This window comes from Pseudomonas sp. GW821-FHT03E01, assembly GCF_059420765.1.
Genome location: NZ_JBWKUI010000018.1, coordinates 16,295 through 36,750 on the forward strand (window position 1 = coordinate 16,295; position 20,456 = coordinate 36,750).

At 59.8% G+C, this 20,456-nt stretch carries 20 protein-coding genes; 5 read left to right on the forward strand and 15 right to left on the reverse strand.

Annotated elements, in window-relative coordinates; all coding sequences use genetic code 11:
* Nucleotides 1-9: 9 nt before the first annotated feature.
* The 4 genes from AC07VO_RS26170 to AC07VO_RS26185 all read right to left on the reverse strand — a co-directional run bounded on the left by AC07VO_RS26170 (nt 10) and on the right by AC07VO_RS26185 (nt 4,325).
* Nucleotides 10-1,116 (reverse strand): class II histone deacetylase, encoded by a 1,107-nt coding sequence (locus tag AC07VO_RS26170; protein WP_018927900.1) that lies wholly within the window; start codon nt 1,114-1,116, stop codon nt 10-12.
* A gap of 35 nt (nt 1,117-1,151) precedes the next feature.
* Nucleotides 1,152-2,315 (reverse strand): MFS transporter, encoded by a 1,164-nt coding sequence (locus AC07VO_RS26175; RefSeq protein WP_096480355.1) that lies wholly within the window; start codon nt 2,313-2,315, stop codon nt 1,152-1,154.
* 22 nt (nt 2,316-2,337) lie between these two features.
* Nucleotides 2,338-3,219, reverse strand: a complete 882-nt coding sequence (locus AC07VO_RS26180) for a transporter (RefSeq protein WP_018927902.1) — start codon at nt 3,217-3,219, stop codon at nt 2,338-2,340.
* 128 nt (nt 3,220-3,347) lie between these two features.
* Nucleotides 3,348-4,325 (reverse strand): helix-turn-helix transcriptional regulator, encoded by a 978-nt coding sequence (locus AC07VO_RS26185; RefSeq protein WP_018927903.1) that lies wholly within the window; start codon nt 4,323-4,325, stop codon nt 3,348-3,350.
* Nucleotides 4,326-4,591: 266 nt separating this feature from the next.
* Between AC07VO_RS26185 and AC07VO_RS26190 the strand changes: the two genes are divergently transcribed.
* Nucleotides 4,592-5,497 (forward strand): methyl-accepting chemotaxis protein, encoded by a 906-nt coding sequence (locus tag AC07VO_RS26190; protein ID WP_018927904.1) that lies wholly within the window; start codon nt 4,592-4,594, stop codon nt 5,495-5,497.
* A gap of 39 nt (nt 5,498-5,536) precedes the next feature.
* On the opposite strand, the gene AC07VO_RS26195 is transcribed toward AC07VO_RS26190, so the two are convergent.
* A complete protein-coding gene (locus AC07VO_RS26195) occupies nt 5,537-6,865 on the reverse strand; it encodes an alginate export family protein (RefSeq protein ID WP_192351258.1) in 1,329 nt (442 codons plus the stop codon).
* Nucleotides 6,866-7,170: 305 nt separating this feature from the next.
* On the opposite strand from AC07VO_RS26195, the gene AC07VO_RS26200 reads away from it, so the two are divergent.
* The 3 genes from AC07VO_RS26200 to feaR all read left to right on the forward strand — a co-directional run bounded on the left by AC07VO_RS26200 (nt 7,171) and on the right by feaR (nt 10,316).
* A complete protein-coding gene (locus AC07VO_RS26200; protein WP_192351260.1) occupies nt 7,171-8,670 on the forward strand; it encodes an APC family permease in 1,500 nt (499 codons plus the stop codon).
* Entirely contained in the window at nt 8,651-9,235 is a 585-nt protein-coding gene (locus tag AC07VO_RS26205) for a DUF3156 family protein (protein WP_028940818.1), read from the forward strand. Before AC07VO_RS26200 ends, AC07VO_RS26205 begins: the two co-directional genes overlap by 20 nt.
* A 118-nt stretch (nt 9,236-9,353) precedes the next feature.
* Complete coding sequence (gene feaR / locus AC07VO_RS26210) at nt 9,354-10,316, forward strand: transcriptional regulator FeaR (protein ID WP_018927908.1); 963 nt, start codon at nt 9,354-9,356, stop codon at nt 10,314-10,316.
* Nucleotides 10,317-10,375: 59 nt separating this feature from the next.
* Here feaR and AC07VO_RS26215 read toward each other — a convergent pair whose 3' ends face one another.
* The 6 genes from AC07VO_RS26215 to AC07VO_RS26240 all read right to left on the reverse strand — a co-directional run bounded on the left by AC07VO_RS26215 (nt 10,376) and on the right by AC07VO_RS26240 (nt 15,279).
* Entirely contained in the window at nt 10,376-11,143 is a 768-nt protein-coding gene (locus tag AC07VO_RS26215) for an SDR family oxidoreductase (RefSeq protein WP_192351262.1), read from the reverse strand.
* Complete coding sequence (locus AC07VO_RS26220; RefSeq protein WP_192351264.1) at nt 11,136-11,936, reverse strand: SDR family NAD(P)-dependent oxidoreductase; 801 nt, start codon at nt 11,934-11,936, stop codon at nt 11,136-11,138. The genes AC07VO_RS26215 and AC07VO_RS26220 overlap by 8 nt, the downstream gene beginning before the upstream one ends.
* Nucleotides 11,929-12,750 (reverse strand): molybdenum cofactor biosynthesis F family protein, encoded by an 822-nt coding sequence (locus tag AC07VO_RS26225; protein WP_192351265.1) that lies wholly within the window; start codon nt 12,748-12,750, stop codon nt 11,929-11,931. The genes AC07VO_RS26220 and AC07VO_RS26225 overlap by 8 nt, the downstream gene beginning before the upstream one ends.
* A 93-nt stretch (nt 12,751-12,843) precedes the next feature.
* The gene (locus AC07VO_RS26230) at nt 12,844-13,509 is read right to left on the reverse strand and encodes a helix-turn-helix transcriptional regulator (protein WP_018927912.1); all 666 of its coding nucleotides are present in this window, start codon (nt 13,507-13,509) and stop codon (nt 12,844-12,846) included.
* 52 nt (nt 13,510-13,561) lie between these two features.
* Nucleotides 13,562-13,927, reverse strand: a complete 366-nt coding sequence (locus AC07VO_RS26235; protein ID WP_018927913.1) for a cupin domain-containing protein — start codon at nt 13,925-13,927, stop codon at nt 13,562-13,564.
* Nucleotides 13,928-13,980: 53 nt separating this feature from the next.
* A complete protein-coding gene (locus tag AC07VO_RS26240; protein WP_018927914.1) occupies nt 13,981-15,279 on the reverse strand; it encodes an NAD(P)/FAD-dependent oxidoreductase in 1,299 nt (432 codons plus the stop codon).
* Nucleotides 15,280-15,511: 232 nt separating this feature from the next.
* Between AC07VO_RS26240 and hpaR the strand changes: the two genes are divergently transcribed.
* Complete coding sequence (gene hpaR, locus AC07VO_RS26245) at nt 15,512-15,934, forward strand: homoprotocatechuate degradation operon regulator HpaR (protein ID WP_064621252.1); 423 nt, start codon at nt 15,512-15,514, stop codon at nt 15,932-15,934.
* Between the two features lie 63 nt (nt 15,935-15,997).
* Here the strand turns inward: hpaR and AC07VO_RS26250 are convergent, their stop codons facing one another.
* The 4 genes from AC07VO_RS26250 to AC07VO_RS26265 are packed head-to-tail and all read right to left on the reverse strand — an operon-like array spanning nt 15,998 to nt 20,408.
* Nucleotides 15,998-17,452 (reverse strand): NAD-dependent succinate-semialdehyde dehydrogenase, encoded by a 1,455-nt coding sequence (locus tag AC07VO_RS26250; RefSeq protein ID WP_086945687.1) that lies wholly within the window; start codon nt 17,450-17,452, stop codon nt 15,998-16,000.
* A gap of 16 nt (nt 17,453-17,468) precedes the next feature.
* Nucleotides 17,469-18,269, reverse strand: coding sequence for a 4-hydroxy-2-oxoheptanedioate aldolase (gene hpaI / locus AC07VO_RS26255; protein ID WP_018927917.1), 801 nt, complete (start codon nt 18,267-18,269; stop codon nt 17,469-17,471).
* An 18-nt stretch (nt 18,270-18,287) separates the two neighbouring features.
* Nucleotides 18,288-19,091 (reverse strand): 2-oxo-hept-4-ene-1,7-dioate hydratase, encoded by an 804-nt coding sequence (gene hpaH / locus AC07VO_RS26260; protein WP_018927918.1) that lies wholly within the window; start codon nt 19,089-19,091, stop codon nt 18,288-18,290.
* Between the two features lie 12 nt (nt 19,092-19,103).
* Nucleotides 19,104-20,408 (reverse strand): MFS transporter, encoded by a 1,305-nt coding sequence (locus AC07VO_RS26265; RefSeq protein ID WP_018927919.1) that lies wholly within the window; start codon nt 20,406-20,408, stop codon nt 19,104-19,106.
* Between the last annotated feature and the right edge of the window lie 48 nt (nt 20,409-20,456).

Genomic DNA, 20,456 nt, shown 5'->3' on the forward strand with positions numbered 1-20,456 from the left:
CGCCAAGGCTCAGCGTGCTACGGCCAACTCATCGATCAAGTGCCGTTGAAATGCCGCAAACGCTTCCTTCGGTTGCTGCAGCTGCACAAACTCCAACATGGGGTCGGTGACTTCAGTCCTGATGCCAGCCAATTCCTCAATGGTCGCTAACCCGCAAAACGGCACATACGCTTCGGAGTACCCGCCTTCATGCACCAGAACGAGACGGCCTTGACACAACCGTTCGGCGGCTTCGCGCACGCAGCGAGTCATCTGCCGGTACGAGTCGCTGTGTAACAGCATCCGGGCGAGGGGATCGACGGCGTTGGCGTCGTAACCGCAGGCAACGATGATCAACTCGGGCTCGAAGCGCTCCAGCGCCGGAATCACGATACGCTCCATCGCATAGAGATAAGCCTCATGACCGCAGCCTGGGGGCAACGGAATATTGATATTCGCTCCCAATCCCGCGCCGCGGCCGCGATCGGCTTCACCGCTGTAACCGGCGGGGAAACAGCTGTCTTGATGCAGCGAAATGGTCAGCACATCACCGCGTTCCTCAAAGATTGATTGAGTACCGTTGCCGTGGTGCACATCCCAGTCGATCACCGCGACTTTGCCCAGGCCACGGTGTGCTTTTGCGGCTTCAATGGCGATGGCGATATTGGCCAGGAAGCAGAAACCCATGGCGCTGTCGGCCAGGCAGTGGTGACCCGGTGGGCGTGACAGAGAGTAGGCATTGTCGACCTCGCCGGACAGTACGGCATCGACCGCTGCCATGGCCAGTCCGGCGGACAGCCTGGCTATTTCATAACTGCCGGGCCCAATGGGAGCGTTCGGCCCCAATTCGCCGCCGCCGGCATCACTCATGGCCTTGAAGCGTTGCAGGTAGTCAGGCGTATGAACCCGTAGCAGATCCTCATCCGCTGCCGCATTGGCGCTTCGTACCTGTAAGTGTCGGGTCAGGCCGGAAACGTCCAGCAGGCTCTTCAGACGGCGCTTGGTTTCCGGCGATTCGGCGTGGCCGGCAGCGGCAGGCGGTTGCACCCAACCTCCCACCGGCAAGGTCAAGGCGTGCAGTCCGGCGCTGTGCCAGAGGCTGAGTTCGTCGAAGAAAAACGCACTTTTTCGGCTCATCGTTCTTTCCATTTTCTTTAGGGTAAAAGGACCACTCACGCGCTAGGGCGGCAGCTCAGAATCAACACCAGGGACAGCAAAGTGATGCAGGCCGCTCCGATAAGCAGCGATTGGAAACCGCCGCTGGCTTCGATCAGCCGGCCAGCCACTGTCGGGCCGATGGCGAGGCCACCACCGATCACAAGGTTGGAGGCATTCATCAGTTTTCCGGAACGGTCGAGGTCGGCCAGGCAGGCCAGAATCAACGGCAGAATGAAGGTCCAGGTGAACTTGAAAAGCAGCGCAGCCAAAGCAAAGCGCAGCATTTCAGGTTGGCCCAGCAACAGCAGCACCGAGCCTGCCATCAGCCCGTAACCCAGCAGCAACAACAGCAGGCGTGGCAGACGATTGCCGATCAGCGAGGCACAACCCGCACCGACAATGCCTGTCACCGTAGCAACGGCAAGAATCTCGCCGCTGGACTCGGCAGAGAGGCCGGCGTGGGTGCTGATGGAACCGATAAAGGTCCAGACGCCGCTCAGGCTGATGTAAAAACTCAGGATGGCAAGAATGCCCAGTGCCGCCTTCCACTTCGAGGCGAGGGCTACTCGCTCGGCGGTTTTCTCAGTCGGCGGGCTGCCTTGGGGAAAGTAACGGGCCATTGGCAAAAAGACCGTCATCAGCCCTGCAAGGATCAAGTAGCAGGCTGACAGCCCGTAGTGTTCAAACAGGCGTGGCAGGATGCTCAAGCCAATCGCCCCGACCACCAGTTGCCCCATCACCCATAAGCCATAGACGCGATCGGGGTTGGACGTCGAGGCGGCACTGGACAGACAGATGATCATCAGTGAACCGCCGGCCAGGGCGCTGCAAAAGCGCAATGCCAGGAGTAGCGAATAATCGTGGGCAAGCATCGAGAGCAGGTTGGCTGCAATGAACAGTATCCCGGCCAGCAATGCGGCGCGGCGCCAGTCGATACGTTTGAGCCACCAGAGAGCGGGCAGGGTGGCCAGGCTCATGGCACCGAGTTCGGTGGAGAACAGATTGCCTATCTGTGACGGGCTCAGCTGCCATTGAGTTGCCAGTTGCGCCGCCACAGCCGGTGCGGTCATGAGGATGGTCGGGGTGATGGCGGCGAACAACACAATGGCTGCCAGCAATGCCAGTTGGGATGATGCGAGCGAGCGGTGATTGGTCAGCGGTTTGGTCTGGGTGTTCATGTTCAAGCTCCGATGAATGAATTCAGAACACATGGACCAGACGCAGCAATGCGTCGGTACCGTGATAGCCGTTGTCGGTGGCGACGTTCTGCGAGAGGCTGAACATCAACTGATTCTGTTTATCGAGCCAGTGACCGACTTCGAAACCCACCTGGGTGTAGCGCTTGTGGGTGTCATCGATGCGTTGTTCATTGATCCGCAACTCGCCGCCATCGGCGTGGATCAGTCGCAACGCGCCATAGGTGCTCGACGTGAAGTCATAAGAGGCAAAAGCTTGCAAGCGATACAGAGGGTCCTGTTTGAGGTCATTGCTGAAGTAGTCGTCGTTCTTGCCATAGAGCTGGGCTTCGAGGTTGGCTTCCAGCACCCATTTTTCACCGATGCCCTGGGTGTAGTTGTAAACGAAGGTTGCCCCCCAGCGATTGGCACCGGGTGACACATCGGGATTTGTGCTGTGGTACTCGCCCACCGGCAGGGTAATCAGGGTCAGCAACCCGCTGTAGGTGCGCGAGGTGGGGTCGTTGATGAAGAACAGGGTGCCGCCGACCTGAGGGTCACCGAAACCGCTTTCTCCGGTGTGCTGACTGGCACCTGGCAGGTGGGCGCTGATGTCGGCGAAGGGCACGATGAATTGTGGGGTGCAGAGGGTGCCGCAGATGTCGGTGAAAAAGACCTGGCGATAAGCCACGGCGTTGACCTTAAGGTCGGCCTTGCCCGTGCTGTCGGCGGGGCCGTGGAAATCATTGGCGCGGCTTGCCGGCAAATACAGCACGCCCAGGGTGGTGCCCGAAGGGGCGCCGAAAAAATCCCGGGCGTTGAGGTCGGCGGCGCCAGCATGCAGGCTCGACAGACCACTGATAAGAGCCAGTGCAGTGTTGCGGGTGAAGGTACTGGTCATGGGCATTGCGTCTCTTCTTTGAGTTGTTGTGCGGCGAACGGATCGCCCCTACGTGGCATAGGGAAAAAAGGGCAAAAGTGTCCCGTGGCTGTCAAAAAGGCAGCTAAAAAGTCAGCGCGAGTCAGCGGGGTAGATCAGTCAGGCGGGGCGTGCAGCAGATGGGCAATTCGGGCTTTGTCCTTGACCCCGAGTTTGCTGTAGATGGCGCGGATGTGGTGGCGCACGGTATTGGGTGACATGCCCAGATCGCGGGCGACTTCCTTGTAGGTCTTGCCTTCGCCGAAGCCTTGAGCCACATCGTTTTCTCGTGGACTCAATTGCATCAGCACAGTGCGGCTGCGGGCTGCCAGCAAGAACAGATCACCGACCGTCGAGGCCTCGATCTGCAGATACTTGCCTTCATACCCATTAGCGTCCATTGCCACCGGCAGGCAAGGGCCGGTCCAGTCCGTCCACTCGGTCAGCAGCAAGTCGACGAAACCACGTTCCGCGCAGTGCAGTGTGCCGCGCTGGTCGCATACGGCGAGCGCCAGATTGCGCGGGCGGGTGAGGGTTTCGCGCATGGCCACAAGGGTGCGGATCTGGTTGGCCGATACCGCAGCAACCAGATGAAGCATGAGGTTGTTCAGCAACCGACAATCCTGATCGGAAAAGCGCGGTGCTTCGGGAGCGCGATACACCGTGAGGTGATCGCTGAGGTGGGTTTGTGGGTCGACGTACACAATGCACAGCAATTCGCCAATACCATAGGATTCGCCGAGCCAGTTGAGTCCGGAACCGTTGGAAGGGTCGCGCATGTCGACGATGACCGCTTGCCCGGGGATGTCGTGGACCCTGCCGACGGTCACGTCGATATGGCGAATCGATTGCCAGTCCGACAGGTAGCTGCGGGGCAATTTGTAGAGATAGGAGTTATGTTCTTCAGGCAACCCTTCAATCAGCGCCGCACGCCCCCACCAGGCACTGTCGAAGGGTAACAACTGGTTGATGCAGCCCAGCGCGGCGTGGTGGAAATGCTCGATGTCTTTGTCCTGTGCCAGGCGCTGAAGCTCCAGTGTCATTGCACTGAACGCCTCCAGGAGGCTGGCGTGACCATGATCATGACGGCTCATTCGTATGTACCTCTGTGCGACATTTTTATTGTTTTCGTCACGAAGTCATTAAGGACCGAAACGTCGTTTGGACGTGGGCAGGGCCTGAGGACGAGTATCGGCGGGTTGAGAGAGTATCGCTATCCTACAGATGCACGATGGCTGCTACAGGAAGGCCTTTTGTGTGTGGCAGACAGGAGCAAACGCCTCAGCAGCCACGTACAAGCAATCATCTCCCGTTTGCTATCAGATCCAGTGTCTCGACTCGATGAACAAAGGACAGGCTGATGTTCTTCAAGAAACATAAACAGCAGCAGGCGCTCACCGAGGCCTTGCAACTGGAACGGTTTACACAAGAAAAAAACCAAATCGTGCAACGTCTGCGGGTCGCCGAGGAGCTGTCCAAGGGCCAGGCCTGCCAATTGGAGCGCAGCGAGCAGGCGCTTGAAACGCTTCGCCAACAGCTGGAACAGACCCGGCTCCGCGAGCAGGCGCTGGAGGCCGAGTTAAGCCTGCACGTGCAGTTGTCCCACCAGCACCGGCAGGAGGAGCAGATCTGGGAGCTGTTGCAGTCGACGCTGACCGAGGGTTGCTGGGACATCACCGTGGTCAACGGTGATGTCCAGGATCCAGCCAGTTGCATGCGGTTTTCCAGTCAGTTCCGCCTCCTCATGGGGTATGCCCCGCACGAGCTGCCCGACGGTTGGGATGCTCAAGTCAACATCACCCATGCTGACGATCTGCCGAAGATCATGGCGATCTTCGATCGGGAAATCCTCGCAACCCACGGCAGTGGTGAATACGTCTTTGAATACCGGATGCGCCACAAGACCCGAGGTTACATCTGGTGTCGCGAGCGTGGTCGCGCAGCCCGTGACGAGCAGGGCCGCTTGACCCGAGTGATCGGCGCGGTGCGCGACATTAGCGATGAGCGTTCAGCCGAGGCCACCCATCAACGAATGCTCGAGCAGAATCAGGCGACCTACGGCCAGATCGCGACGGTGGTAGGAGTCATTAAAGGCATCGCCGACCAGACCAACTTGCTGGCCTTGAACGCCGCCATCGAAGCGGCCAGGGCGGGGGAGGTCGGGCGCGGGTTTTCAGTGGTGGCCGATGAAGTGCGCAAACTGGCGGAAAATACCCGCCAGGCGACTCATCAGATTCAGACGATGTTGCATCAGCACAAACAGTAAACCGCGTCAGGAGCTGCGCCAGGCAGCTCCTGACATGGATTAGAAAGGCACGGCCACGGTCAGTTGGCTGTAGACATTGGTGCCGTTGCCACCAACCTGATTACCGCCGTTGCTTTCATCCTTTTCCGGCTTATACAGGCCCACCAACGGGGTGACGATCAGGTGCTCGTTCACCGCCCATTCGGCATACAGGTCCAGTTCACGACCATCGAGGTCCAGCGCATTGTTCTTGTGCAGGGTCTTGTAGTCGAAAAACAGCACGCCAACGGTCACTGGCTCCAGTGGTTTGACTTTGAGCGCCACATGCTGGATCGCGGTGTTGCTGTTGAACGGGCCCGAATAATTACCGGCCACTTCGCCCTGGAACCAGGTGCCGTAGCCACGGTTGACACCGTTGAACATCGAATCCCAATCTTTGGAATAGCGGCTGTAACGGTACGTCAGGTCCGGCGACCATGGCAGGTCGGCAAAGGTGTAGCCGGCTTCGGTGTACCAGGCTTTTTCCGGGCCGGCGTCCTTGTCCTGCCAGGCATATTCGAAGGAAAAGTGAGCGTTCTCTATTCCGGCATTGCCAGCGCCCCGCAGGCTATAGATGTTCATGCCTTCACGTTGCTTCTGGAAGTCGCTGGCATAACGATCATCGACGTCAATGCCGTGAATATACGTCAGCCCGAGGGTACCTGGCGCGGCGGTGTATTCCAGGGTGCTGGCGGCCATCTCGGTCTTGGCCTGGGCGCGGTTGTCCGACTTGATCCACATCAGGCTGCCGTGCACGCCTTCCTTGCCGCCCAGGCGCAGGACGGCCGTTTCGTCGAATGCGTGGCGCGCCGCGAGATAATAGGCACCACCTCGGTTGAACTCACCATCCGCCACACCTTTACCCAGGTTCAGGCCGTCGTCGTTGATGATGAAACCGTCACCGAGAGTAATGACCTGGCGCCCAAACGACACATCCACGCCATCCTTGCCAAGTACCGGGAACAGGTCGCCGGAACGCCAGCCGGCGAAGGCTTCATCAAACTTTGTGGTTCGTTCGGTACCGTCGGTGATGCCCGCGGCATCGCCATCGCCCCAGGTGCCGGAACTGACCAGATTGGCCGTGCCGTAGGCGCTGCCCAGGCCGCCGAGCGTTTGCTCGACACTCAAGCCATACTTGATAAATCCTTCGCGCCAGCTAGACCCGCCTGTGGTGCCGTCATAGTTCTTGCGACTGTTGAACATCCCATAGACCGCGAGGAAGTTGCCCGTGACCTTGGTGTCGTTATCGGCATACAGCTCGTACGCCTGGGCCGACGAGTCGGCGATCAAGAGCGCGATCCCCAGACCAACGGCCTTGGGCAGCGCTCGTACTTTCAGTGTTTGCTCCATTGTTGTTTTCCCCAGCTTTTGTTGGACAGTTCGATAGGTCGAGTGCGCATTAGGGCGACTGGAGGTGGGGGAAGTCTTTCACCTGCGTGCCAGGCATTTGATCCTGTCAGCCACGCGGTGAAGCATGGCAGGGAGCAACAAGACCGGCGGCAGACATGGGCAAGACGATCTGGGTGGCAGAGGAGCACAGTCACTCTGCACACGGCGCCGTTTCGCTCAGGGACTGGCTGGGGAGGGCTTTGTCGCCAGCTCCTTGAACGGCTCGTTACATCCACGATAAAAATCCGTTTTTGAGGATCTGCACTATGTCGATCAATGACAGACTCACCGAGCATTTGAACCGGGGCACGGTCGGTTTTCCCACTGCGCTCGCCAGTACCATTGGTCTGATCATGGCCAGCCCGGTGATTCTCACCGCGACCATGGGCTTTGGCATCGGCGGCAGCGCCTTCGCGGTGGCCATGCTGATTGCCGTGGTGATGATGTTGGCCCAGGCGACCACCTTCGCTGAAGCGGCATCGATCCTGCCGACTACCGGTTCGGTCTACGACTACATCAATTGCGGCATGGGCCGCTTCTTTGCTATCACTGGCACGTTGTCGGCCTACCTGATCGTGCATGTGTTCGCAGGCACTGCCGAGACCATTCTTTCCGGGGTCATGGCCCTGGTGAACTTCGAGCACCTCAATACCTTGGCAGAATCTGCCGGTGGTTCCTGGTTGCTTGGGGTTGGGTTCGTCGTGGTGTTCGGGATTCTCAATGCCTTCGGCGTCAGCGCCTTCGGCAGGGCAGAGATCATTCTGACCTTCGGCATGTGGACCACGTTGATGGTGTTTGGCGTGATGGGGTTGATCGCGGCGCCAGCGGTGCAACTGGATGGCTGGTTCGGTGTATCCCTTGTGGGTACTGACCTGATCACCATCCTGTCGCTGGTGGGCATGGCCATGTTCATGTTCGTCGGTTGTGAGTTCGTCACCCCTCTGGCGCCGGACTTGCGCCAATCGGCCAAGGTCATGCCCAAGGCGATGATTCTGGGGTTGTTGAGCGTTGCGTCGTGCATGTTCATCTATGGCGCGGCAATGAAGCGTCAAGTGGAGAACGTGTTGCTTGATGCCGCCGGTGGCGTGCATCTGCTCGATACACCGATGGCCATTCCAAAGTTCGCCGAGCAGGTGATGGGCAATATCGGTCCGATGTGGCTGGGGATCGGCTTTCTGTTTGCCGGGGCGGCGACCATCAATACGCTGATGGCGGGTGTGCCGAGGATTCTTTACGGCATGGCAGTCGACGGCGCGTTGCCCAAGGTCTTCACCTACTTGCACCCACGCTTCAAGACGCCGCTGCTGTGCATTCTGGTGGCGATGCTGATTCCTTGCCTGCATGCGCTGTATCTGGGCGGTAACACTGACAACATCATGCATCTGGTGTTGGCCGCCGTTTGTGCCTGGAGTTTTGCCTATCTGCTGGTGACGCTGTCGGTGGTAATGCTGCGCATCCGTCGTCCCGATCTGCCACGGGCCTATCGCTCGCCCTTCTTCCCGTTGCCACAGATCCTTTCCAGCGTCGGCATCCTGCTGGGCATGTGGTTTATCACGCCGCCCGGCATGAACCCCGCGGATATCTATGTCCCGTTCGCGGTGATGCTTGGTGGCACCGCGGTGTACGCGCTGTTCTGGACGTTAGTCGTGCAGAAGGTCAATCCATTCAAGCCTGCTTCGGTGGAAGAAGTGCTGGCCAAGGAGTTCTCCAATGAACCGGGGCACCCTGACAACGGGTATATCGACCATGCTGCAAAAACTGTCTGAGCTGTTCAGCGCCAGACGCGCCCCAGCCGGTTATCGACCTGGGGTGACGCTCGAGCACCTGCGGCGCAACCTCGGTCTGGCCAGTTTCGAGCAGACAGAGCCGACAGCGGCCCGGGCTTCGCTGGACGATGGCAGCCTGCAATTGGAGATCGTCGAGCGCACCGAGTCGCAGCTGTTGATGCACCTGGTCATGACCGAGTTCGTGATCCGGGTGCCTGCCTCGACTGAGGGCGCGGCGAGCTTCGAACTGCACCATAGCGGGGCTGTTCGACGGACCGGGATCCGCTGTCGGCAGCGTGCTGGAGACGCCGCGCTATTAGCCAGGTTGCAGGCCAGGTTGCAGGAGGACAGTGCGCTGCACCAGGCCTTGATGCCGTTGGACTTCAAACGCTTGCGCATCGATCTGCAAGGGCATCAGTGGTGCGTACGGCTGGAGCATATGGGTGGCAGCGAGGTGGTCAACCGGATGCCGGCCTTTCGTCGCTACATCGCTTTGAGCCGTGATCAACGTACTTGGCTGCTTGACACGTTGACTGGATTGCAGCGCCTGTTGCGCACGTTCTGATTCGCGATTTTGGCATCATTAGTGCTACTCACTTTGGCAGACACGTACTTGTTGCGCGCATATAGATAACATGTTAACTATTGCGCAACAAAAACAAAAAGCCATTGTGGAGAGCCCCATGAGCATCCATCAGTCTGTGCAAGACGGGTTGGAAACCTGGACCCGGGATCTGCGAGCAGCCTGTGGTCATTTCGACACAGAATTGGCCTACAACCGTTCGCTGTTCATTGGTGAGGTTTCCGAGTGTTCCCGGGGCGGTCTGTCCTTGGCGAACTTGCGTACCAACGCAGGGCTTATCAAGCGCGACAAGCCCAACGCCGATCACGACAACGAACAGGATTGTTTCCTGGTCAGCCAGCGCAGCGGTTACTGCCAGATCACCCAGTACGGACAGAGCATCCAGTTGGCTCCCGGGGACCTGCTGCTGATGGACTCGGCAGGTTCCATTGAAATCAGCCCATTCGGGCTGATCGAGCATGTCTCGGTCTCCTTGTCCCGCAACGAAGTGTGCAAACAGCTTGGCAGCCAGTCCCGGACGTTCGGCAAGATTTCCTCGAGCAAGGCCTGTGGGCGGATGCTGCATGTGCTGGTGGATCAGCTGTGCAAGGACGCGTGGGTGGGCGAGGGCGCAGTCGGTGAGGGTGAGGCGTTGCAATCGGCTTTTGTATCGTTGCTGGGTTCGGCATTCGATCAGGATCAGGTGTCGGGGGATGACGTTACTTCGTTGCAGGGCAACAACCTGCGCAGTTATGTGCAGAAAGTCATCGACGAGTCCCTGACCCAGCCGGGCTTGAGTCCCGTCGGGCTGGCCAATCGATTGAACATTTCAGTGCGGCACTTGTATCGGTTATTTGAAGAGCAGGACGATAGCGTCTGCCGCTACATTCAACGGGCGCGGCTCAAGCGCAGTGCCGATGACCTGACCAATCCGTTCTTGCGTAGCGAATCGATCACCTCCATCGCTTACAAGTGGGGCTTCACCGACTCGGCGCATTTCAGCCGCTCGTTCAAGAAGCAGTTCGAGTTGTCACCCAAGGATTTTCGTTCCAGTCATTTGCAACAGGCGGTGGGGGCGGCTTGACTCTCTGGATAAAAAAGGGGGCTTTTCAAAGCCCCCTTCCAGCATGAAAAAACGCTATATCAAACCTCTGGCAAGGTCGAGCCACCATCGACCACCAGCGTCTGTCCGGTGATGTAAGTTGCCAGATCCGATGCTAGAAACAGCATGGCTCCGGCAATATCTGCCGCCTTGCCAAGCCGTCCCAGGGGCACTCGACTGGCGATATTTTCGTTCAGTTGGTCGTCCCCCAGATTGCCCATGGCTGGCGTCGCGATCATGCCCGGCTCGACGCCATTGACCCGCACGTTGTGTCCGGCCAGTTCCAGTGCCGCGTTGCGGATGAAACCGTTGACCCCGGCTTTTGATGCCGCGTAATGGCTCAGCCCCGGATAAGCCACTTTTGGGCCGGTAACTGACGAAGTGACCAGCACACAACCACCGCCCTGACGGTGAAACATCGGCAAGGCCGCCTGGGTCAGCCAGAACAATGCCGAGAGATTGACCGCCAGGGTGCGCTCGAGAATGGATGGCGTGATGTCGGCAAACGGTGTCAGCGGAAAATACCCGGCGTTGTGCACCAGAATATCGAGCCGACTCCAGCGTTGCTCCAGTGCCCGGACCATGTCGAACACTGCCGTGGCATCGGCCAGATCGACGCCCACAACTTCGACCTGACACGTCTGCCCGGACAATTCGCTGGCCAGTGCCTGAGCCTGTGACAGTTGCAGGTCGGCGATTACCACTCGCGCACCGCGCCAGGCGAAGGCTTCGACGATCGCCCGGCCAATGCCTTGGGCGCCGCCGGTCACCAGTACGGTTTTACCGCTGAAATCCAGGTCATCAGGCATGAGACGGCTCCATGTGGGTGTAGGCCAGGGTCGGCACATCGACGATGCTCGAGCCGCCGTCGGCCACCACGGTTGCGCCCGTGATAATCGACGCCTCGCTAGAGGCCAGGAAGCGGCAAACCCTGGCAATTTCCTCGGCGCTGGCCGGTCGTCGCAACGGCACGTCGGCGCAGACCCGGTCATAGGCTTGCTGCAGCGTTTCGTCATAAAAGTCCATCAGCGGCTGCATCTCCTGATCGGCCATGGGCGTGCGCACCCAGCCCGGGCAGACGGCGTTCACTCGTACACCGCGCGGGCCGTAATCCCTGGCCAGCGAGCGGTTGAGGCCGAGCAGCGCGTGCTTGGCCGTTGTGTAGCCGCAGACTTCGGGGCCCGCCGCCAGTGAGGCAATGGACCCGATCAGCACGATGTTGCCGGTACTTTCCAGCAGCAGAGGCAGGCAGGCCCGGGCACTGTAGAAGGCGCTGTCCAGGTTGCTGCGCAACGCTGCTTCCCAGGTCTGCGGGCTAGTGTCGGTGGCGCTGCCCAGGCCAAGGCCGCCGGCACAGGCCAGCAGTACATCAAGGCGCCCGTGGCGCTGACGAATCTGCGCCACGAATCCTTCCCAGGTGTCCGGGCAGGCGGCATCGCCGACCAAAACCAGCCCGCCGGTTTCCCGGGCAATTTGCTCCAGGGGCTCGCGGCGGCGGCCGATCAACACCAGATTGGCGCCTTCGGCTGCGTACAGCCGGGCACAGGCAGCACCGATACCCGTCCCGGCACCGGTGATTGCAACGGTACGTGGCTCAGGCATTGGGATACTCCGTCCGGTTGAGAACCTGGCAGTAAGAGCTGATCGGAAAGTTTGACAGTTCATCGAAGGACGACCCGGCATAACCGAAGATCTTGCCGTCGCTGCGGTGCTGTTGCAGGTCGATCAGCACCAGGCCGAGGGTCGGGATGATCTTCTCGCGCCAGACGAACAGGTACAGCTGATCGGCGATCTTGTAGTAGTGGCAGCGGTCGGTGTCGCACAGGCCTTGCTCGACGCCCTTGAGGCACTGCCAGGAATAGAACTGATCGTTGAGGTAGATGTGTTCGTAGACTTCACTTGGGCTGTAGCGATACAGGTTGCGCAGGCCGCTCAGTTCGCTGGTCGGTGCGTGAGGGCATTGGCCTTCCTGCCACGGACGATCAAGGCTGCCATGCAAAAACTCGACTTCGACCGAGGTCAGGTGCTTGCCCGCCAGCGCACGGCTGTAGAGGCCTTCACGGGTTTGATCCTGGGTCGGCATGCGGCCGATCACGGCGGTGAATGCAGCGCTAACGGTGTCGAGCACCAGGCTGATCGACCAGGCTTGACCACCTTCGTGCTTGATGAAGTCCACCAGGTACAGACCTGGACGCACTGAGGTGGCTCGATAGTTTGCAGTGCCCGTGGAGTGCCCATCGGCAGCGGTCCAGGATAGGGCTTCGGTGTCGAAACGATGTTCGATCTGCCAGCCATTGGCGAAGTTCAGCGTGAAGGCCTTGCCGTTCAGGTCGGCCAGGTTCGGCAGGATGAAGGCTTCAGGGGCGAAGCCGTCGGCCAGGGCGCCAACGGTGATCCAGTCGGATGATGTTGTCATTGCAATGCTCCAGTTGAGTGAAATAACAATCTGGAGCATGCGGTTCGCATACAAGCTCGCCTATCAACCGGATGGTTGAGCCGGGCTAAAAAATCAGAGCTGGAGAAACAGGGTTCCGACCAGCTCGGTGCGGCTGCTGACGCCGGTCTTGCGAAACAGGTTGATCAGGTGGGTCTTGATGGTCGGCAGACCGACTTTCAGTTCCAGGGCCAGTTGCTTGTTGCTGGCGCCCTGGCGCAGTAACAACGCGATCTGCCGCTCCTTGGGCGTCAGGCCGGTCAGCGGATCTTCGCAGGGCTGTATGTTCGCGACGGCGAGTTGCAGCAGGGACTGCAAGGCATTGAGCTGGGCCAGTTGGTCGGTGGTGAAGGCGCCTTGTTCGGCGGTGCGTAACATCGAGATCGCGGCCTGAGGCTGGCCGGCGCGATGGGCGAGGATTTCCACCACATCGACAATGCCATAGCGCTGCAGAAAGTCCCGATAGCGCCGACTGTCCCGTGTCGGCTGTCGGGCCATGGCAAAACCCAGAGGCACCACGGCTCGCCCGCTGGACAGGCAATTTCGCGGTTGCAAAGGGTCGAACCGACGGTAGTTGTCCAGATAGTCGCGATGCATCTCATCGCTCATGCAATGCAGCCGGAAGTCACGGGCTTGCAGTTGCCGGTCGACACAGTAGAACGCCGCCTGACTGGCAGGTACGAGTTGAGTGAAAGCTTGCAGGCAATGGCCGGCGATTTCCTGGGTGGGGAGGGCATTCATGTTCGGTACCTCGCCAAGGGGCTACCGGCTGTTCGCCGGCAACCCGAATCGGTCAAGCGACAGCGAAGTAGTGTTTGACGAAGCTTTCGCTGACCACTTCCCACAGCACGGGAGTGCCTTTGGTCACGAACCAGCTGTCGCCGGCCTTGTAGCGAGCACTCTGGCCGGTGGATTCGTTGGTCAGGACCACTTCGCCGGTAACCACCGTAGCTTGTTCGGCGAACGGATAGACCATGCGGAACTTGCCCTGGGTGGTGCCGAAATAGGCACTGCTGACCGGGTCGGTCGGTGCGCCGAAAGTCATTTTGCCGAAGGCTTTGACTTCGCCTTCGAGGATTTCCGAGCCGAGGTCGGCAACGGAGCCCCAGGCGTCCAGTTCGGACAGCTGGATGTCTTTCTTGAGGGTGGTAAGGGTCATGGCAGTTGCTCCTGATGAGTAAAAAAACAGAAAAGGGAAGAGCGCCTTGGCAGTTACCGACGCCCGTTCCAATAACCTGACAGCTGGTGCCAGGACTTGCCGGCGGTCAGCAACAGTGGGCGAAACGCATCTTTGCCAAGGATGGTAGGGCGGTGGATCGAGCTGACCAGGTCATAGCGCGCCGAGCCTTCACTCATGCCTTCGGCCAGCACCTTGCAGATGATGTGGCTGGGGGTGACGCCGAAGCCCGAATAGCCCTGAACGAAGAAGGCGTTGCTGCGACCGGGCAGGGTGCCGATCTGCGGGAACAGATTCGGGCTGCAGGCCATCGGACCGCCCCAGGCCAGATCGATTTTCACGTCCTTGAGGTACGGGAAAATCTTCAGCATCAGGTTGCGGTTCCAGGCTTTCAGGTCCAGGGGAATGTGCTCGACCAGCGGTGTGGCCGCACCGAACAACAGACGGTTTTCGTTGGTGACGCGGTAGTAGTCGATCACCGGACGAATGTCGCTGTAGGCGCCGCGAATCGGGCTGATGCGGTTGATCAACTCGTCCGACAGTGGCTCGGTCATCATCTGGAAAGCGTAAGTGTTTATGGTCGAGCGGTGCAGCTCAGGTTCCAGCTTGTTGAGGAAACTGTCGCAGGCCCACAGAAGCTTGCTGGCCTTGACCGAACCACGGCCGGTGCGCACGGTGATGCGCTCGCCATAGCTGACTTCCAGCGCTGGACTGTTCTCGAAAATCCGCACGCCGTGCCCAACCAGTGCCTTGGCTTCACCGAGTAGCAGGTTCAACGAATGGACGTGACCGCCGCCCATGTGCAGCAATGCGCTGCTGTAGGCATCGGAGCCGATGATTTGCTTGACGTCCGAACCACCGAGAAAGCGAATCTCGTGTTTGCTGTTGATCGATTTGAAGTCTTTTTCCCAGGCGCGCAGGGTCTTTTCCTGGCGAGCGTTGAAGCCCATGTAGCCGTAGCCGTGGCAGAAGTCGGCATCAATGTTGTACTTGGCGATGCGGTCCTTGATGATGTCCGCGCCCAGGTCGCTGATCTCGAAGACCTGGCGCAGACCGTCCTCACCCACGTCCTTCTTGATCTTCTCCAGGTCGTGACCGATGCCGGCCATGATCTGCCCTCCATTGCGCCCGGTGCCACCGAAACCCAGGTAACGCGCCTCCAGCACAACGATGTTGGTGATGCCTTTTTCGGCGAGCTCAAGCGCGGTATTGATGCCGGAGAAACCACCGCCAATGACCACAACGTCGGCTTCCACATCCTGTTCCAGGGTCGGGAAGCTGAGATTGTATTTTTTGGTGGCCGTGTAATAGGTGGGCGTTTCGATATTGATCATGGCGCAGCCTGAAAAAGTGAAGAAAAACTCAACGCAGGGCCTTTGATTAGCTCTGTACCGGATGACTCCTATTAAGAGCCTTGGCTCGGTGGATGTCTTGATTCTCTATGCCGGGATTTTTGATTCAGCGCGCCAGAAGGCCTTTGCGATAAGAAGTTATGGCGCGTTCGGGGGGACAGGATGATAGAGTTTCGTTAAATTATTAACTAAATCAACCGTGATCCTGACTCCGATGCTCAAACCCCGGCAATCCCTGACCTTGACCCTGCTGCAAGCACGTGAAGCAGCCATGAGTTTTTTTCGTCCCTCGCTCAACCAGCACGGGTTGACTGAACAACAGTGGCGGGTTATCCGCATTCTCAGTCAGCACGGCGAGCTGGAAATCTACCGGCTGGCGGAACTGGCGTGCATCCTCAAACCGAGCATGACCGGTGTGCTGGTGCGCATGGAGGCGGCCGGCATGGTCCATCGGCGCAAGGCCGAGCAGGACCAGCGACGGGTGCTGGTGACCCTGGCCGAAAAGGGCGAGGCGTGCTTTGAGTCCATGAGCCAGTGCATGGAAGAGAACTACCAACGGTTGCAGGCACAGTTGGGAGAGGAGAAGTTGCAGACGTTGCTCGGGCTGCTCAACGAGTTGAAGACCATCAAGCGCTGACAATATCGGAGCGATTTCGCGAGCGAGCTTGCTCGCGAAATCGAATGACGCGTTGTACAGAGATTATTTGATACTCAGGCACATGTACTTCTGCTCGATGTAATCATCGATCCCATACTTGGAACCTTCGCGGCCCAACCCTGACTGCTTTATCCCGCCGAACGGCGCCACTTCGGTGGAGATCAGTCCTTCGTTGACTCCGACCATGCCGTACTCCAGCGCCTCGCTGACGCGCCAAGCCCGGCCCAGGTCGCGGGTGTAGACATAGGACGCCAGACCGAACTCGGTATCGTTGGCCATGGCGATTGCCTCGGCTTCGGTGTCGAAACGGAACAGCGGTGCCAGCGGGCCGAAGGTCTCATCCCGGGCCACCAGCATGGCCGGGGTGACGTCGCCGAGGACCGTGGGCTCGAAGAAGTTGCCACCCAGTGCGTGGGGTTTGCCGCCGGCCAGCAGCGTCGCGCCCTGGGCCAGTGCGTCGTTGATGTGTTCCTCGACCTTGGCCACCGCCTTGGCGTTGATCAGCGGCCCTTGTTGCGCGCCTTCGGTTTCGGCCCGGGCGACCTTGAGGGTGTTGACCGCCAGCACCAGGCGGCGGGCGAACTCGTCATAGACACTGTTTTGTACCAGCAAGCGGTTGGTACAGACACAGGTCTGGCCGCTGTTGCGGAATTTCGAGCCGATCGCACCTTCCACGGCGGCATCCAGGTCGGCGTCTTCGAAGATGATAAAGGGCGCGTTACCGCCCAGTTCCAGGCTGACTTTCTTGATGGTTTGCGCACACTGGGCCATCAGCAATTTGCCGATGCCGGTGGAGCCGGTGAACGAGAGTTTTTGCACTGCCGGGTTACCCGTCAGCTCCGCACCGATTTCTCGAGAGCGGGTGCCGGTGACGACGTTCAGCACGCCCGCCGGAATGCCGGCGCGTTCGCCGAGTTCAGCCAGGGCCAAAGCCGACAATGGGGTTTCTGAAGCCGGTTTAAGCACCACGGTGCAACCGGCGGCCAACGCCGGACCGACCTTGCGGGTGATCATTGCATTGGGAAAATTCCACGGTGTGATGGCCGCCACCACCCCGATGGCTTGTTTGATCACCACCAGCCGCCGACCTTGCTTGTCATGAGGAATCACATCGCCGTAGACCCGCTTGGCCTCTTCGGCGAACCACTCGATAAAGCTCGCGCCATAGGCAATTTCGCCACGACTCTCGGCCAGCGGTTTGCCTTGTTCCCAACTGAGCAGGCGAGCCAAATCTTCCTGATGGGCCATGATCAGCTCGAACCATGTGCGCAATACCTTGCTGCGATCCTTGGCGGTTTTGCCGCGCCAGGCGGGCAGGGCAGCCTGGGCCGCGGCGATGGCGCGGGCGGTTTCGGCTTGGCCGAGGGAGCTGATTTGGGCGATGACTTCGCCATCCGCCGGGTTGGTCACCGCGAAGCGTGAACCGTCATCGGCGTCGACCCATTGGCCATTGATGTAAGCCTGCTCGCGCAGCAGTTTCAAATCGTTAAGTTTCATCGGGCTTCTCGAAAAATCAGTACACGCCGCCGGAGCTGGTGGGCACCGGAGCATCTTTGAATTTGCCGGCGAGGGTTTGCAGGCCACGCATCAGCACGGTGGTGTCGACACCCACGGCAACGAATGCCGCGCCCAACTCGATATAGCGCCGGGCGAGTGTCTCGTCGGCGCTGAGAATGCCTGCGGCCTTGCCGGCCTTCTGAATCCGCACGATGGCGTCCTCGATGGCCGCCTGCACCTCGGGATGCCCCGGATTGCCGCGATGGCCCATGGACGCGCTCAAATCCGCCGGGCCGATAAACACCCCGTCCACGCCCTCGACCGCCGCAATGGCATCCAGGTTGACCAGGCCTTCGCGGTTCTCGATCTGTACCAGCAGGCACATTTGTTCATCCGCTTTGTCGAGGTAACCGGGAATGCTGTTCCAGCGTGACGCACGGGCCAGCGCACTGCCGACACCGCGTATGCCCTGGGGCGGATAGTGAATCGCACGCACCAGTTCCCGTGCCTGTTCGGCACTTTCAACCATCGGCACCAGCAGGGTCTGGGCGCCGATATCCAACACCTGCTTGATCAGCGCGATATCGCCGATCACCGGGCGTATCACCGGATGACTGGGGTAGGGCGCCACTGCCTGAAGCTGGCCGAGCAACCCGCGAAGATCATTGGGTGCATGTTCGCCGTCGATCAGCAGCCAATCGAAACCGGCATTGGCTGCCAGCTCGGCACAGTAGGCGTCGGCCAGACCGAGCCAGAGGCCTATCTGAGCTTCGCCGCTTTTGAGGCGTTGTTTGAAACGGTTGATGGGCATGTCCATGGAACAGTCCTCCAGGGATCAAACAAAGCGGCAGGAGATGGAACCCAGCATGTCGTAATCGACATGGAAGGTATCACCGGGGTTGGCCGCCACCGGGCGGGTGAAGGAGCCGCCGAGAATGATTTGGCCCGCTTCCAGGGTGACGTCGTAGGCGGCCAGTTTGTTCGCCAGCCAGGCCACGCCTTTGGCCGGATGATTGAGCACGGCGGCCGACACCCCGGACTCCTCGATCACGCCGTTGCGGTAGAGCACCGCAGGCACCTTGCGCAGGTCGATCTCGGTCGGCCGCACGGCACGACCGCCCATGACCACGCCAGCGTTGGCGGCGTTGTCGGAAATGGTGTCGAACACCTTGCGTGTCGCCTTGGTCTGCGGGTCGATTTGCTGAATTCGCGCATCGATGATTTCCAGCGCCGGGATCACCCATTCAGTGGCGTCGAGCACGTCGAAGATCGTGCAGTTCGGACCTTTGAGCGGCTTGCCAAGGATGAACGCCAGCTCCACTTCCACCCGCGGCACGATGAAGCGCTCGAACGGAATGTCCGTGCCCTCGTCGAAGAACATGTCATCGAGCAAGGCACCAAAGTCCGGCTCGGTGATGTTCGAGGACACTTGCATGGCCCGCGAGGTCAGACCGATCTTGTGCCCGACCAGTTTGCGCCCGTCCTTGATTTTCTGGGCGACCCAGGCGCGCTGGATGGCATACGCGTCTTCGATGGTGATAGCCGGGTGATCGAGGGAAAATTGCCGGACCTGCTCCCTGGAGCGTTCAGCCCGATCCAGTTGTGCGGCGGCGTGAAGGATTTGCTGTTGATCGAGCATGACGAAGATCTCTTATTGTGGATTGACGATGGCCGCATTGGTGCGCAGCACCAGGAAGCCGCCGAGAGCGATTAACAGCGCCAGGACATACAGGGCCAGGCTGGCGCTCTGAGTGGTGTCGCGCATCCAGCCGATCAGGTAAGGCGCGAGGAACGAGGCGATGCTGCCGAACGAGCTGATCAGGGCAATGCCGGCGGCTTGTGTGCAGTTGGAGAGAAAGGCCGGAGGCAGTTGCCAGAACATCGGCAACGCGGCGCTGGCACCCATGCCTGCGACGGTCAAGCCGCCCATCACCAACAGCGGGTTGCCCGGCGCCAGGCCCGCCACTGCGATACCGGCGGCGGCCATCAGTAGCGGCACACACAGGTGCCAGCGGCGTTCGCGGTTACGGTCCGACGAGCGTCCGCAGCCGATCATGAAGAAACAACCGGCCAGATAGGGCACTGCACTGAGCAGGCCTACCTTGCCATCGCTGCCAATTCCCGCGCCGTGGATCAGTGTTGGCATCCAGAAGGCCAGGGTGTTGACCGCCAGCATCACCGCAAAATAGATCGCCACCAGCAGCCAGACCTGCGGGTCGCGCACAATCCCACCGAAGGAGGTGATGGATTTACGCTGTTCTTCGCTGCTCAGTTGCGCGCGCAGTTGCTGTTTCTGCGCCGGGTTCAGCCACTTCACGACTTCGAAGTTATCCGGCAAACACTTGAGCACCACCAGGCCCAGCAAGACCACCGGCGCTCCTTCGATCAGGAACATCCACTGCCAGCCGCGCAGTCCACCGAAGTCATGGAGGTTTTCCAGAATCGCCCCGGACAGCGGTCCGCCGATGACTCCGGCCATCGGCACGGCAATGGCAAACAGCGCGGTGACTTGAGCCCGGCGCCGGGCCGGGTACCAGCGATTGAGGAACACCAGGATCCCGGGAAAGAAGCCGGCTTCGGCTACGCCCAGCAGAAAGCGCAGGACATAGAAACCGCTGGAGCTTTCGACCCACAACATGCTGGCAGAAAGTACGCCCCAGACCACCATCAGGCTGGCGATCCAACGCCGTGGTCCGACCCGGTCAAGGGCCATGTTGCTCGGTACCCCGAACAGCGCGTAGGCAATGAAGAACAGTCCGGCTCCGAAGCCGTAGACGGTGTCGCTGAAGTGCAGGTCGGTACTCATCTGCATCTTGGCGAAGCCGATGTTGATCCGGTCCAGATGGGCGAACAGGTAACAGATCAACAGCAATGGCATCAGGCGCCAGGTAACGGTGCTGTGGGTTCGATCGTGCTCGGCAAGGGTGATGCTGTCAGCGGTATTGGCTGTGCTCATGATGTTGTACTTTTTGTTTGAGTGGCCGTTGGCGGAAGGAGGGCGTGA